The 13,536-nt window shown below is 73.2% G+C and carries 11 protein-coding genes; 4 read left to right on the top strand and 7 right to left on the bottom strand.

The genetic code is table 11. From position 1 onward, the window contains the following. The coding region (locus tag ACIBZJ_RS10995) for a hypothetical protein (RefSeq protein WP_395928051.1) at nucleotides 1-390 on the bottom strand (390 nt) is incomplete at its 3' end. A 49-nt stretch (nucleotides 391-439) separates the two neighbouring features. After that, nucleotides 440-1,333 (bottom strand): TIGR03619 family F420-dependent LLM class oxidoreductase, encoded by an 894-nt coding sequence (locus ACIBZJ_RS10990; RefSeq protein WP_395928050.1) that lies wholly within the window; start codon nucleotides 1,331-1,333, stop codon nucleotides 440-442. 144 nt (nucleotides 1,334-1,477) lie between these two features. On the opposite strand from ACIBZJ_RS10990, the gene ACIBZJ_RS10985 reads away from it, so the two are divergent. Both ACIBZJ_RS10985 and ACIBZJ_RS10980 read left to right on the top strand, forming a co-directional pair. After that, nucleotides 1,478-2,248, top strand: coding sequence for a CAP domain-containing protein (locus ACIBZJ_RS10985; RefSeq protein WP_395928049.1), 771 nt, complete (start codon nucleotides 1,478-1,480; stop codon nucleotides 2,246-2,248). 298 nt (nucleotides 2,249-2,546) lie between these two features. Beyond that, complete coding sequence (locus tag ACIBZJ_RS10980; RefSeq protein ID WP_395928048.1) at nucleotides 2,547-3,428, top strand: sigma-70 family RNA polymerase sigma factor; 882 nt, start codon at nucleotides 2,547-2,549, stop codon at nucleotides 3,426-3,428. A 63-nt stretch (nucleotides 3,429-3,491) separates the two neighbouring features. On the opposite strand, the gene ACIBZJ_RS10975 is transcribed toward ACIBZJ_RS10980, so the two are convergent. From ACIBZJ_RS10975 to ACIBZJ_RS10960, 4 genes are all read right to left on the bottom strand, one after another. Next, entirely contained in the window at nucleotides 3,492-4,349 is an 858-nt protein-coding gene (locus ACIBZJ_RS10975; protein ID WP_395928047.1) for a sulfurtransferase, read from the bottom strand. Beyond that, on the bottom strand, nucleotides 4,346-5,347 hold the full coding sequence (locus tag ACIBZJ_RS10970; RefSeq protein ID WP_395928046.1) for a ketopantoate reductase family protein: 1,002 nt from the start codon (nucleotides 5,345-5,347) through the stop codon (nucleotides 4,346-4,348). The genes ACIBZJ_RS10975 and ACIBZJ_RS10970 overlap by 4 nt, the downstream gene beginning before the upstream one ends. Before the next feature lie 174 nt (nucleotides 5,348-5,521). Next, nucleotides 5,522-6,214 carry a DUF4142 domain-containing protein gene (locus tag ACIBZJ_RS10965; protein WP_395928045.1) on the bottom strand — a complete coding sequence of 231 codons (693 nt, stop codon included), beginning with the start codon at nucleotides 6,212-6,214 and terminating at the stop codon, nucleotides 5,522-5,524. Nucleotides 6,215-6,242: 28 nt separating this feature from the next. Continuing rightward, nucleotides 6,243-6,677, bottom strand: coding sequence for a DNA-binding protein (locus tag ACIBZJ_RS10960; RefSeq protein ID WP_395928044.1), 435 nt, complete (start codon nucleotides 6,675-6,677; stop codon nucleotides 6,243-6,245). Between the two features lie 152 nt (nucleotides 6,678-6,829). On the opposite strand from ACIBZJ_RS10960, the gene ACIBZJ_RS10955 reads away from it, so the two are divergent. Further along, nucleotides 6,830-9,625 (top strand): Tex family protein, encoded by a 2,796-nt coding sequence (locus tag ACIBZJ_RS10955; protein ID WP_395928043.1) that lies wholly within the window; start codon nucleotides 6,830-6,832, stop codon nucleotides 9,623-9,625. Between the two features lie 191 nt (nucleotides 9,626-9,816). On the opposite strand, the gene ACIBZJ_RS10950 is transcribed toward ACIBZJ_RS10955, so the two are convergent. Beyond that, complete coding sequence (locus ACIBZJ_RS10950; RefSeq protein ID WP_395928042.1) at nucleotides 9,817-12,195, bottom strand: MFS transporter; 2,379 nt, start codon at nucleotides 12,193-12,195, stop codon at nucleotides 9,817-9,819. A 366-nt stretch (nucleotides 12,196-12,561) separates the two neighbouring features. Between ACIBZJ_RS10950 and ACIBZJ_RS10945 the strand changes: the two genes are divergently transcribed. Continuing rightward, nucleotides 12,562-13,506 (top strand): substrate-binding domain-containing protein, encoded by a 945-nt coding sequence (locus tag ACIBZJ_RS10945; protein ID WP_395928040.1) that lies wholly within the window; start codon nucleotides 12,562-12,564, stop codon nucleotides 13,504-13,506. Nucleotides 13,507-13,536: the final 30 nt, after the last annotated feature.

Below are 13,536 nucleotides of genomic sequence, written 5' to 3'. Positions count from 1 at the left end.
ACCCGAGGTCGGCTGGCCGTAGCCGGGGCCGGAGGTCGGCGGACCATAGCCGCCGGGGCCGGCCGGACCGCCGGGCCCGCCGGGGCCCCAGCCGCCGCCGGGGCCACCCGGGCCCCCGGGGCCGCCGGACCCGCCCGAACCGCCGCCGCGACGTCGCATGAACAGCACGACGCCGATCACGATGATCGCGATGAACAGGAGGCAGCACACCGCACCACAGATGCCGCCGAAGCCACCACCACTGCGCCGCCGACCCCGGGCGACCTCGGTCGCGACCGAGGCCAGCGCCGGGTTTTCGGCGGCCCACGCGGACGCGGGAACGAGCACGGCGAACACGGTGGCGGCCGCGCCCGCGCCGAGTACGGCGAGCATGCGCCGGAAGGAAGTCATGTCCCTAGTGTCCCCACCAGCGCAATCGGGGGTTCATCCGGGCCTGCCCCTAGGGGGCGAGCGCCTCCAGCACGGTCAGCGCGTGGCGCAGCGACCCCACCGGATCGGCGTCCGGTGACCCGACCGCGGGATCGAAGTTCAAGTCGACGAACACCTCGGTGACGCCCTGCGCCTCGAGCGCCGGGAAGTCGGCGCGGATCTCGCCGAGCGTGCCGGTCAGCATCCGCTTGCGCGGACCGACCACCGCCACCCCCCGGCAGATGAACCGCAGGTCATCCGGGTTGCGTCCGGCCTTCTCGGCCGACCCGCGGACCACGCCGATCGCGTCGCCGAGCTTCGTCGGGTCGAAGCGGCTCGCGCTGATCCAGCCGTCCGCGAGCCGCCCGGCGCGGTCCAGCGCGCGCGGTGCGTCGCCGCCCAGCAGGATCGGCGGGCGGGGGCTCTGCACCGGCTTGGGTAGCACAGTGGACGGTTCGACCCGGTAGAACTCGCCCTCGAACGCGACCGGGTCCGGGCCCCAGATCGCGTCCAGGCAGTGCAGGTACTCCTCGAGCCGGGCACCGCGCCGCTCGAACGGCACGCCGGTCGCGGAGAACTCCGCCGGGAGCCAGCCCAGCCCGAGTCCGGTGACCAGCCGCCCGCGCGACAGCACGTCGAGCGTCGCCAGTTGCTGGCCGAGCACGGCGGGGGCGAGGAACGGCGCGTTGACGATCGCGGTGCCGAGGCCGATCCGCTCGGTGGCCGCGGCGGCGAACGCCAGCGAGACCACCGGATCGAGGACGCTCGCGTAGACCGGTGGCAGCGGCTGCGCCTCGGGAACGAGGAGCCGCTGGAACGACCAGAGCGTCCGGTAGCCCAGTTCCTCGGCGTGCCGCGCGACCGTGACGACGTTCTCCGGCGTTGCCCAGGCCCCGGAGACCGGCAGCCCGAATCCGATGTCCATGACCCGAGCATGCCAGCAACCTGGCTGCACCCGGAGTACCCCCAGAGCCTCACCGACGGTTTTCGCAGCGTCCGGCCGAGACCGCCGACCTTCCTGATGACGCCAACGGCAACCGACGCCGGCGCCGACCAAGGGGGACAATTCGTGCGAAACACCACCGTGCGTACGAAGCTCGCGTTCGGCGTCCTGACCGCCGCGATCTTCACCACGATGGCTGTCGGCGCGGGCTCGGCGGCATCGGCCGCCGACCAGCCCGCCGGGGGTTACGACCGCTACTCGCAGAGCGTCGACCACTACCGCTACTACGGCCCGTGGGGCCAGCGGCACGTGCAGCGCTCGGTCTCGACGACCACGCAGCAGACGGCCCCGGCCAAGTCCGCCCCCACCACGAGCAGCCCGACGACGAGCAGCCCGACCGCGAGCAGCCCGGTCACGAACGCTCCGGCCGACACGGTCACGCCGACCGGCCCGACCGCGAACACCGGTACGACGAACGCCCCGGTGCAGGCCGTTCTGCTCCAGATCAACAAGCTGCGGGCCGCCAACGGCGCCAAGGCGCTGACGCTGAACAACCAGCTCATCGGTGCCGCCCACGAGCACAACCTGACGATGGCCGGCGGTTGCGGGCTCTCCCACCAGTGCGCCGGCGAGAGCAACGGCGGTGCCCGGATCGGCGCGCAGGGCCTGAAGTGGAGCGCGTGGGCCGAGAACATCGGCTTCGGCAGCACCAGCGCCGCGACCGACGCCGCGCACGCCGCGACTGCGACCCGCATCACCCAGAGCATGATCGACGAGGTGGCCCCGAACGACGGTCACCGCCGCAACATCCTGAACCCGTCGCTGAGCCAGATCGGCATCGACCTGTACCGCGACGCCAAGGGCACCCTCTGGCTAACCCAAGACTTCTCTAACTGAGCGGGCGGCCCGCTGAGGGCGACGCTGCCGAGCGGGCGCGACGACTTGAGTATCAGTTATACGCGGCGTCATCGCGCCCGATCGGCAGCGTCGCCCTCAGCGGGCTCCAGGTCACTACCAACTACGTGGCGACGGGGCTTTCTGTGAGGGGGTGATTACTCCTTGCAACCGAGGTGCAACCGTGTGACACCCTTTTTCGCACCCGAACGGGAGAAATCTCTTTTGTGTCGGACCGGAACAGCACCGCTGCGGGAGCGGACGCGGCCGGCGCCGACCGAGAGATTTCAGGGGGGACCGCATGACCAGTCTTGCCACTCCGGAGCGCTTGTCCGAGCGGGAACTCGACACGCTGGTACGTGATCACCTGGCCCTGGTGGGCCACCTGGTCCGCGAGATGCTGGGCCGGGTCCCTGCCCACGTCAATCGCGACGATTTGACGTCGGCCGGTCTGGCCGCGCTGGCCGGCGCGGCGAAGTCCTACGATCCGTCGCGCGGCACTCCGTTCGGTTCGTTCGCGACCGTCCGGATCCGGGGTGCGTTGCTGGACGAGTTGCGGGGTCTGGACTGGGCCAGCCGGTCGGTCCGTCACCGCGCCCGCAAGATCGAGACCGCGGCCGCTGAGCTCACCGCTCAGCTCGGCCGCACGCCCTCCGAGGCCGAGCTCGCCGAGACGCTCGGCGTCGCGGTGGCCGAGCTCCATTCGGCGGCCGACGACGTGCAGCGCGCGGTGGTGCTCTCGCTGCAGGGGTTCGCGGCCGGGACGGCCGAGGACTTGGTGCCCGACCGCACCCAGGGTCCGGAGGAGCTGCTGCTGCACCGGGAGAAGATCGGCTATTTGCATCAGGCGATCTCGGCGTTGCCGGAGCGGCTGCGCACGGTGGTGGAGTCCTACTTCCTCGACGAGCGTCCGATGGCGGTGATCGCGGCCGAGCTCGGGGTGACCGAGTCGCGGGTTTCGCAGTTGCGGGCCGAGGCGCTCACGTTGCTGCGCGACGGGATCAACTCCCAGCTCGACCCCGACCAGCTGCCGAACCACGCCCGCCAGGACGGGTGCATCGCCCGGCGCCGTCACACGTACTACACCGACGTCGCCACCCGCGGAAACCTGCACACCCGCCTGACCCACACGTCGCCGCTCGGCACGCCTCTGCGCAATCAGCTCAAGGCGGCCGGTTTCTGAGCTACCGGCCGATCGGCCGGTGAACGCGCGGCCTTCCCGCGGGCCGCGTTCGGGGGCCCCTGCCTATACGGCGGGGGTCCCCGGCTGTTCTCCGGTCGCGGCCGGGCGAGCGGGATCGGCGGACCACTGGGACCACGAGCCGGGGTAGAGCGCGGCCGGGATACCCGCGACGGCGAGCGCGGCCACCTCGTGCGCCGCGGTCACGCCCGAGCCGCAGTAGACGCCGACCGTGGCCGCGGCGTCCACGCCCAGCGCGGCGAACCGTTCGCGAAGTTCGGCGGGGTCGCGGAACGTGCCGTTCGTACCGAGGTTGCCGGCCGTCGGAGCGGACACCGCACCCGGGATGTGCCCGGGACGGGAGTCCACCGGCTCCACCTCGCCGCGGTAACGCTCGCCCGGCCGGGCGTCCAGCAGAACACCCGTGCCGGTCAGGGCGGCGGCCTGGTCGGCGTCGAGGACCGGGAGCTGCCCCGGGCGCAGCGTGACGTCCCCGCCGCCGGGCGCCGGGTTCTCGCCGGTCTGCACGTCGTGTCCGGCCGCGATCCACGCCCCGAGCCCGCCGTCGAGCAACCGGACGTCGTCCACGCCGGCCCAGCGCAGCAGCCACCAGGCCCTGGCGGCCGCCAGCCCGCCGGTGTTGTCGTAGGCCACCACCGGTTTCCCGGTACGGACACCCCAGCGGCGGACCGTGTCCTGCAGGTCCGCGACCGCAGGCAGCGGATGCCGACCGCCGGCCGCGGTAGCCGGGGACGCGAGCTCGGTGTCCAGGTTCGCGAAGATCGCGCCCGGCACGTGCCCGTCGCGGTAGTGCTGCTCTCCGTGCGGATCGCCCAGTGCCCAGCGCACGTCGAGAATCGTGAGCTCAGTAGCGTCCGAAAGCAGGGCTCGTAGCTCTTCGGTGGTGATCAGCACGTCGGTCACCGGACCTCCTCGGCGGCCAGGCGGAGCAGCGTGGCGGGAAGCGTGGGATCGCCGCCGCCGGGCGCGACGCCGTCGCGCGCGGCCTTCGCCACCGCCGCCTGCATCGCCGCGTTGAGCGGCGTCGGAATGCCGTGCAAACGGCCGAGCAGCACGATCTCCCCGTTGAGGAAGTCGGCCTCGGTCGCGCCGGCGCGCTTGCCGAGGCTCTGCCGGGTGGAGCTGCCGCCGTACTGGTCGAGCAGGTCGTCGGCGAGACGGACGCGCATGTCGGAATCGGCGGAAAGGTCGGCCGGGTCGAGGCCCGCCGCCTCGAGCGCCCGCCGGGCCTCGGCCCGCAGTGCGGCGGCGACGTCGTCGAAGAGCTCGTGGCCGGCGTAGAGCGCGTCGAGCGGGTTCAGCACGTTGTTGAGCAGCTTGCCGGCCTTCCAGCGCGGCAGGTCCTCGACCAGGCGGACCGCGAACCCGGAGCGGCGGAGGTCGGTGGCCCAGACCTCGGCGTCCGGGTCGAGGCCGTCCGGGTAGCCGCCCAGGAAGAACGCGCCGACCACCGGGTCGCCGGGCGCGACGACCTCGCCGGGACGCAGGTAGCTGCTCGGCATCTGGACCGCGGCGCCGGAGGTGCGGGCGAAGCGGCGGAGCGCGGCGCGTTCGTTCTCCAGGCCGTTCTGCAGGCTGATCAGGGGTAGCGACTCGGCCGCGGTGGTGCCGCCGGTGACCGGGCGCCACGACCACTCGGCCAGCACGGCCTCGGTGTCCTGGGTCTTGGTGGTGAGCACCAGGACGTCGCCGACGGTCAGGTCGACTTCGGCGGCGGATCCGGCGACCGGCAGCCTGACGCGGTGTTCGCCGTCCGGGCGGACGTAGCGGAGCCCGTCGGTCGAGATCGCGGTCCGGTGCGCGCCGCGCGCGACCAGGACCACGCCGATGCCGGCGGTGCGCAGCTGGGCGGCGATCGGTGCTCCGATCGCACCGGCTCCGATGATGACGTAACGGCTCACGTCAGCCCTTCCTCTCGGCTCGATGTCCTGCTTACCGCACGCGGTGCCGGGCTCGGCGGTGGGCCCGGCCGCGACTCGCGGTCGGGGCCGGGAGCGGTGACGCGGTGACGCGGTGGCGCAGAGGAGGACGGCGGCTTCTGACCCGGGTGCCGCGTACGGCCCCGGCCGTGCCGGTCAGGGGGCGGCGGTGGTGGAGGGCCAGGGGCCTCCGGGGATCGGGATGGCGGTGTTCGCGCGGGGCTGCGTCCAGCCGGGGGTTTCTCGGACGGGCGCGACGGAGCTCTGGTCGGCCGGAGGAGCGGCGGGCGGTGGGAGCGGGGCAGAGCCGGGCCGGGGGACGTCGGGCCGGGCGGGAATCGCGGCGCCGACCGCGGGTTCGAGGGCGGTCAGCAGGCGCAGGTGGGTGGAGATCATCGGCCCGGCCGAGTGGGCCAGCGCCGTGACCGTCGGCGACGCACCGGCGGTGAGCTCGGCGGTCACCAGCGAGGCCGCCCGCTGGTGTTCGGTGACCTGCGTGGACACCCAGAGCGGGTCGAACTCCGCGTCGGGAGCGTTCCGGTAGCGCGCGGTGAGCGCCTCCTGGGCGGGGGTCGGCGCGGCCGGCAGCACCACGTCCAGGGCGATCGCGGCTTGGACGAGCGACCGGTCGGCGGACGTGTGGTCGCTGATCCAGCGGGTGGCCAGGTCGCGGACGCCCGACGTGGTGCCACGCTGCTGGGCGATCCGTGCCGCGCTGATCTCGGCCAGATTGCCCTGGTGCGCGGTGCGCAGGAACACCTGGTCCTGGGCGTTCGGGCGAGCCGTACCGGGGTGTCCGGCGGTCAGAACCGCCAGCAGGCTGACGGTTACGGCGGTTTTGGTAATCATTGTGGGGTTGTGCCCGGTTATCTGAGGGTCATGCGCTGCTCGGGTCGGTGCTGCTCGGGTCGGTGCGGCTGGACAGGCGGTCGTGGCGTTGTGACGCCGCTTGGGCGCTGCCCAGGCCCAGGCCGAACGCGATGTCGGCCCAGGTCATGCCCCGGCCCCTGGCCATCAGGAGCAGCCCGAGTTCGAGCTCGTCCAGCTCGGCGCGGACCAGCGGGACCAGCGTCAGCGCCGCGGTGAGGTCGTCCGCGTCGACCTCGGGCTCGCCCCCGCGGTACGCGGCCGACCCGCCGGCCAGGAACGAGACCAGCCGGACGGCCTCGTGCGGCGCCAGGATCGCCGGGTTCACCTGGCGGGCCCGGGCCTCGGCGTCGCCGGCGTGCCGCTCGGCCAGCCGGAACAGTGCCGCATAGGTGCGCTCGGCGCGGGCCCGGCTCGGGCTCGGCCTGCTCAACGATTCGCTCATACGACGAGTTTAAACAGATCGTTTTCAACATGCCATTGAAAAGTGCGTGCCTGTGGACGACGCGCACCGGCGTCGGCGCGCGGACGCTACGGTTCTCCGGAGCAACTGACGGGGCCGGGAGAGACCCGGCCGAAGACGGATTGGTGAGCTGCGTGGTAACAGAATCGGTAGGGGCACGCCCGGCGGGCCCGACCGGTGTCGGGGTAGCGACGATCGCCCGGCGTATCGCCGAAGAACTCGGCGTGCAGGAGCGGCAGGTCGACTCCGCGGTGGCCCTTCTCGACGGCGGCTCGACCGTGCCGTTCATCGCCCGCTACCGCAAGGAGCAGACCGGCGCGCTCGACGATGCTCAGCTCCGCACGCTCGACGAGCGCCTCGGCTACCTGCGTGAGCTCGAAGAACGGCGCACGGCCGTGCTGGACTCGATTCGCAGCCAGGGCAAGCTCGACGACGACCTGGCGGCCCGCATCAACGCCGCCGACTCGAAGGCGCGGCTGGAAGACATCTACGCCCCGTTCAAGCCGAAGCGTCGCACCAAGGCGCAGGTGGCCCGCGAGGCCGGGCTCGAGCCGCTGGCCGACGCGCTGATCGGTGACCCGTCGAACGACCCCCAGACGCTGGCCGGGCAGTACGTCGACGCCGAGAAGAACGTCGCCGACGTCGCCGCGGCTCTCGACGGCGCCCGTTCGATCCTCGTCGAGCGCTTCGGGGAAGACGCCGACCTGATCGGTGAGCTGCGTGAGCGGATGTGGGAGCGCGGGCACGTCGCATCCCGGGTCCGCGAGGGCAAAGAAGAGGCTGGCGCCAAGTTCTCCGACTACTTCGCGTTCTCCGAGCCCTACTCCCGGCTTCCCTCGCACCGCATCCTCGCGCTGTTCCGCGGCGAGAAAGAAGAGATCCTCGACCTCGACTTCGCGTCCGAGGAAGCGCTGCCCGAGGGGGCGCAGGCACCGGCCGGAGCGTCCGGCTACGAGATCCGGATCGCGGCCCGCTTCGGCATCCGCGACGACGGGCGTCCGGCCGACCGGTGGCTGCTCGACACCGTGCGCTGGGCCTGGCGCACCCGCATCGTCGTGCGGCTCGGCATCGACCTGCGGCTCCGGCTGCGTCAGTCGGCCGAGGACGACGCGGTCGCGGTGTTCGCCGGCAACTTGCGAGACCTGCTGCTGGCCGCACCGGCCGGCACCCGGGCGACGATGGGGCTCGACCCGGGGCTGCGGACCGGTGTGAAGGTCGCGGTGGTCGACGGCACCGGCAAGGTGACCGCGACCGACACGATCTACCCGCACGAGCCGCGCCGCCGCTGGGACGAGTCGCTCGCGACGCTGGCCCGGCTGTGCGCCGCCCACGACGTCGAGCTGATCGCGATCGGTAACGGTACGGCGTCCCGGGAGACCGACAAGCTGGCCGCGGAGCTGATCGCGAAGCACCCCGAGCTGACGCTCACGAAGATCGTCGTCTCCGAGGCCGGCGCGTCGGTGTACTCGGCGTCCGCGTACGCGTCGCAGGAGCTGCCGGAGCTCGACGTGTCGCTGCGGGGCGCGGTGTCGATCGCCCGCCGTCTGCAAGACCCGCTGGCCGAGCTGGTGAAAATCGATCCGAAGTCGATCGGGGTCGGGCAGTACCAGCACGACCTGTCGGAGGTGAAGCTCTCCCGCTCGCTCGACGCGGTGGTCGAAGACTGCGTGAACGCGGTCGGCGTCGACCTGAACACCGCGTCGGTGCCGCTGCTGGCCCGGGTGTCGGGCATCAGCACCGGGCTGGCCGAGAACATCGTGGTGCACCGCGACGCGAACGGGCCGTTCCGGTCGCGGGCGGCGCTCGGCGGTGTGCCCCGGCTCGGGCCGAAGGCGTTCGAGCAGTGCGCGGGTTTCCTGCGGATTCCGGGTGGGGACGATCCGCTCGACACGACGAGCGTCCACCCGGAGGCGTACCCGGTCGTGCGGCGGATCGTCGAGACGTCGGGCTCCGACCTGCCGGGGCTGCTCGGTAATACCGCGACGCTGCGGACGCTGAAGCCGGCCGACTTCGTCGACGAGCGGTTCGGCTTGCCCACGGTCACCGACATCCTGATCGAGCTCGAGAAGCCCGGGCGCGACCCGCGTCCGGAGTTCAAGACCGCGACGTTCACCGAGGGCATCGAGAAGCTGTCGGATTTGACGCCGGGGCTGGTGCTGGAAGGAGTCGTGACGAACGTCGCCGCGTTCGGGGCGTTCGTCGACGTGGGGGTGCACCAGGATGGGCTCGTGCACGTGTCGGCGATGTCGAAGACGTTCGTCAAGGACCCGCGGGACGTCGTGAAGCCCGGGGACATCGTGCGGGTGAAGGTGCTCGACGTCGACGTGCCGCGTAAGCGGATCTCGTTGACGCTCCGCCTCGAGGACGAAGCCGGGCCGGGCGGGAGCCGCGCCCAGGGAGGCCGGGGCCAGGGCGGTGGCCGGGGCCGCGACGGTGGCGCGGGTCGCGAGGGCGGCGCGGGTCGCGAGGGCGGCGCGGGCCGCGACGGTGCTGCGAGTCGTGAGGGCGGTGTGGGGCGCGACGGTGCTGCGGGTCGTGACGGCGGCGCGGGGCGTGGCGGTGCTGCGGTTCGTGAGGGTGGCGCTGGCGGTGCGGGTGGCGCTGGCCGTGAGGGTGGTCAGGGCCGTGACGGCGGCGCGGGTGGTGGCCGTGAAGGCCAGGGCCGTGACGGGCAGGGCGGCGGCGGTCAGCGCGGTGGGGCGGGCGGCGGCCGTGGTGGCGGTCGCGGTGGGTCCGGTGGGTCTGGTCGTGACGACCGGGGCGGGCGCGGCGCCGGTGGCGGTGGCCAGCGGCACGGCGGTCAGCGACAGGGCGGTGGGCCGCGTGGTGGGCGGCCCGAGCCCGAGGGCGCGCTGGCCGATGCGCTTCGCCGGGCCGGGCTGGTCGGCGGTGGCTCGGACGACGGTTCGCAGGATCGTCGCAAGCGTTAGCGGGTAGTTGGTCCGGCTCCCGAGCCGGACCAACTACCGCCGTAGCGCTCCGCCCGCCCGGCCGGCCGGGCGGCTGCCGGGCGGCTGCCGGGCGGCTGCCGGGCGGCTGCCGGGTGGCGGGGCGGCGCGGCCGGGTGGCGGGGCGGCGCGGCCGGGTGGCGGGGCGGCGGGGCCGGGTGGCGGCTGGGCGGTTACCGGACGGGCGGAGCGTCCATCGGGACGGATGGGTAGAGCTGCGGGCCGGTCACCCCGCAGTGCAGGCACTTCGCCAGGTCGAACCCGCCCCTCGCGGGCTCCGGGCTCCCGGCTTCGTCCGGCGCCGCTTCGTCCGGCGAGCCCTCAGGAGCCGCCACGCTCGGCGCCGCCCCCGCCGCCACGGTTCCTGCGGCCGCCCCGGGCACCACCCCCGGCGCAACCACGCCCGGAGTCGCTGCACCGACCCCCGACACCACCCTGCCCGCCGTCGCACCCCCGGCGACGGCCGCGCCCGCCGGCCCAGCGCCCGTCGGCCCAGCGCCCGTCGGCCCAGCGCCCGTCGGCCCAGCGCCCGTCGGCCCAGCGCCCGTCGGCCCAGCGTTCGCCGGCCCAGCGCCCGCCGCAGCCGCGCCCGCCGGCCCAGCGCCCGCGCCGGCCGCGCTCGTCGGCCCCGTCCCGCTGTCGGCCCCGCTCGTCGGTCCAGCGCCGGCCGCGGCTGCGGTTGTTGGTACGGCGCCGGCGACGCTCGCCGGTCCGGCCCCGGCATCGCCCGCGTTGGTCGGTCTGGCCCCGGCGACGGCCGCGCTCGTCGGCCCAGCGCCCGTCGCGGCCGCGCTCGTCGGCCCGGCGCCCAGGCCGGTCGCGCTCGCCGGTCCGGCGCCTGCCGCTGAGGTGCTTGTCGGCCCGCCGCCCAGGCCGGCTGCGCTCGCCGGTCCGGTCCCGGCGACGGCCGCGTTCGTCGGCTCAGCGCCTGCCGCGGCCGTGCTTGTCGGCCCAGCGCCCGGGCTGGTCGCGTTCGCCGGTCCCGTTTCGACCACGGCCGCGCCCGTCGGCACAGCGCCCGCCGCCGCATTCGTCGGGACAGCGCCCGGACCGGCCGCCACCGCGCCCGCCGCGCCCGCCGCACCCACTTCGGTCGCGGTCGGCGCCGTGGTGGCCGGCGTCGGCCGGGAACGCGCCGCCCCCGACGAGGCGCGGGCCGGCGTCCGGACGGTGGTGAAGGACAGGACGCCGCCGACGGCGAGAAGCCCGGCGCAGATCATCATCGCCATCCGGAACCCGTCCGACATCGCCGCCGGATCGGCGTACGCCTGACCGGACAGCCCCGCCACCACCGGAATCACCGCCACCGACAGCAACCCGGCCGCCCGCGCGACCGCGTTGTTGACGCCGGACGCGATCCCGGCGTGGCGCGACTCCGCGGACCCCAGCACCGTCGCGGTCAGCGGCGCCACGGTCAGCGACAACCCGGCCCCGAACAACACCACCGCGGGCAACACGGTCCCGAGGTACGACGACCCGGAGCCGATTCGCGACGCCAGCAGCAACCCCCCGGCCGCCACCAGCGGTCCGACGGTCAACGGCAGCCGCGCGCCGATCCGGTCGGCCAGCGCGCCCGACCTCGACGAGAACGTCAGCATGATCGCGGTCACCGGCAGCAGCGCGGTACCGGCCGCGATCGGCGAGAAACCGGCCACGACCTGCAACTGCAGCACGAGCAGGAAGAAGAACACGCCGAGCGCGGCGTAGACCAGGAACGTCACCCCGTTGACCGCGGTGAACGTCCGGTTGGAGAACAGGTCCAGCGGCACGAGCGGGTGCGGCGACCGCCGCTCCACCAGCAGGAACGCACCCAGCAGCACGACCCCGGCCGCGATCAGCGCCCACACGAACGGGCCGAACCCGCGACCACCGGCGATCAGCCCGTAGGTCAGGACGCCGAGCCCGGCCGCCCCGAGCACGGTGCCGCTCACGTCGAATCCGCGCACCGTGGACGGATCCCGGGTCTCCGGCACGTGCACCCGCGCGACCACCACGACCACGACCGCCAGCGGAAGGTTCAGCAGGAACACCAGACGCCAGTCCCACTCGACCAGCCACCCGCCGACGAACGGCCCGATCGCGCCCGCGATGCCGCCGAAGGCCGACCAGGCGCCGACCGCCCGCGACCGGTCCTGGGCCGAGAACGTCGCCGCGATCATCGCCAGGCTGCCCGGTGTCAGCAGCGCGCCGCCGACCCCCTGCAGGGCCCGCGACAGTGCGAGCAGCTCCGCGGTCGGAGCCAGCGCGCACAGCAGCGACGCGAGCGCGAACCACACGACGCCGATCAGGAAGACCCGCCGCCGGCCGAACCGGTCACCCAGCGCGCCGCCGAGCAGGATCAGCGCCGCGAGCGAGAGTGTGTACGCGTTGACGATCCACTGCAGCCCGGCGAAGTCCGCGTCCAGATCGCTACCGATCCGTCCGAGCGCGACGTTCACCACCGTGCCGTCGAGCATGACGAGGCTCGAGCCGAGCACGGTCGCCAGCAACACCCAGCGACCTCGCGCGGACCCCATCCGGATGCCCTCAGCAGCCTCTGATGGAACCGGCATCGTCACCCCCTCCGCAGAACTCCTGGCGAGCCGGGACGCTACCGGATCCGGTTCGCCCCCGATCGGTCGTGATGCGGGGGCCGAATACTCCGGTGGGAGTTGAGGTGTCAAACGACGAGCACGTGAATCGGCGCCGTCAGGATCACCCACTTATTCGATATTTGCGATGAGAAGTCGGCCGGTGATGTGGCTGACATCGGCTGATGCGGTGGGGGACCCTGCGGTGAACGGTGATTCGAGCTGCTAGGTTCCATCACCGTGAGAGTGGTCACACACCGTCGTCAGCTCCTTCGTCGGAGACCCGTCCGCGCGCTCGTCGGCGTCAGCGCGTGTCTGGGTTTGGTCCTGGCTGCCGGCGGGTGCGGCATGGCGCCGGAACGGTCGTCCGCCGCCACGAACGATCGGGCCGAGGCTCAGCTCGGCCTCCTGGTTCCGGATACGACGTCGGACGACTGGGACGCGTTGCGGAGCGCAGCGGTCGACTCCGGTGACCAATTCGCGGTCGACGTCTCACCGGACGCCGCCGATGCGAAGGATCCGGCGGTCCAGATCCGCAAAGTCGAAGCGTTCAACGAGCAGCGTCTCAAGTGCTTCGCGATCGCGCCGGTCGACCCGGCCGCGCTGATCAAGCCGCTCGCCGCTCTGGCGAAGAAGAAGGTCGCGATCTTCAACCTCGGCCTGCGCATGGACACGGCGGCCGCGGCGAAGGCCGGCTACCAGATCACCTCGCAGATCGGGCCGGCCGACAAGGAAATCGGCCACCAGGCGGCGCGAGAGATGGCCACCGCGGTCCCGAAGGGCAGCGAAGTCGCGATGGTGCTGGGTGACGAAGACGACCCCAACGCCGCCGACCAGCGCGTCGGCTTCAAAGAGGGCGCCGAGGCCAACTTCACGGTCTCGCTGACCAAGGCGACGAACGACAACTACAACACCGCGGTCCAGGTCGTCACCGACACGATCGCCGCCAAGCCGAACCTCAAGGGCATCTTCGCCAGCAGCGACGTGATCGGCCGTGCGGCGGCGAAGGCGGTCAAGGCGGCCGGCAAAACCGACTCGATCTCGGTGATCTCGGTCGGCGGAACGCTCGACGGCCTGCGTGCGGTCCAGGCCAAGGAGCTCGAGGCCACGATCGCGACGTTCCCCGCCTCGGTGGGTGAGCTGGTCGTCCGCGCCTGCCGCCAGGTCGTCGACGGCGGCGCGATCAAGCCGCGCCTGGTGACGCAGAGCTACGCGGTCAACAGGACGAACGTCGCGGCCGAGCTCGACTCGTACCCGCAACCGACCCAGCCGTTCCCGGACCCCCTCGTCTGACCCATTGCTCCATTAGTGGGGCATAGTGGG

This window comes from Cryptosporangium sp. NPDC051539, assembly GCF_044454545.1.
Classification (GTDB): domain Bacteria; phylum Actinomycetota; class Actinomycetes; order Mycobacteriales; family Cryptosporangiaceae; genus Cryptosporangium.
Note: the sequence above shows the minus strand (reverse complement) of the source record. Positions and strands in the feature narration are given on the sequence as shown.

Excerpts from the sequence above, each read along its gene's own strand:
- ACIBZJ_RS10990 (WP_395928050.1), bottom strand. The coding sequence starts at position 1,333 with ATGGACATCGGATTCGGGCTGCCGGTCTCCGGGGCCTGGGCAACGCCG.
- ACIBZJ_RS10980 (WP_395928048.1), top strand. The coding sequence starts at position 2,547 with ATGACCAGTCTTGCCACTCCGGAGCGCTTGTCCGAGCGGGAACTCGAC.
- ACIBZJ_RS10965 (WP_395928045.1), bottom strand. The coding sequence starts at position 6,214 with ATGATTACCAAAACCGCCGTAACCGTCAGCCTGCTGGCGGTTCTGACC.
- ACIBZJ_RS10960 (WP_395928044.1), bottom strand. The coding sequence starts at position 6,677 with ATGAGCGAATCGTTGAGCAGGCCGAGCCCGAGCCGGGCCCGCGCCGAG.
- ACIBZJ_RS10950 (WP_395928042.1), bottom strand. The coding sequence starts at position 12,195 with ATGCCGGTTCCATCAGAGGCTGCTGAGGGCATCCGGATGGGGTCCGCG.
- ACIBZJ_RS10945 (WP_395928040.1), top strand. The coding sequence starts at position 12,562 with ATGGCGCCGGAACGGTCGTCCGCCGCCACGAACGATCGGGCCGAGGCT.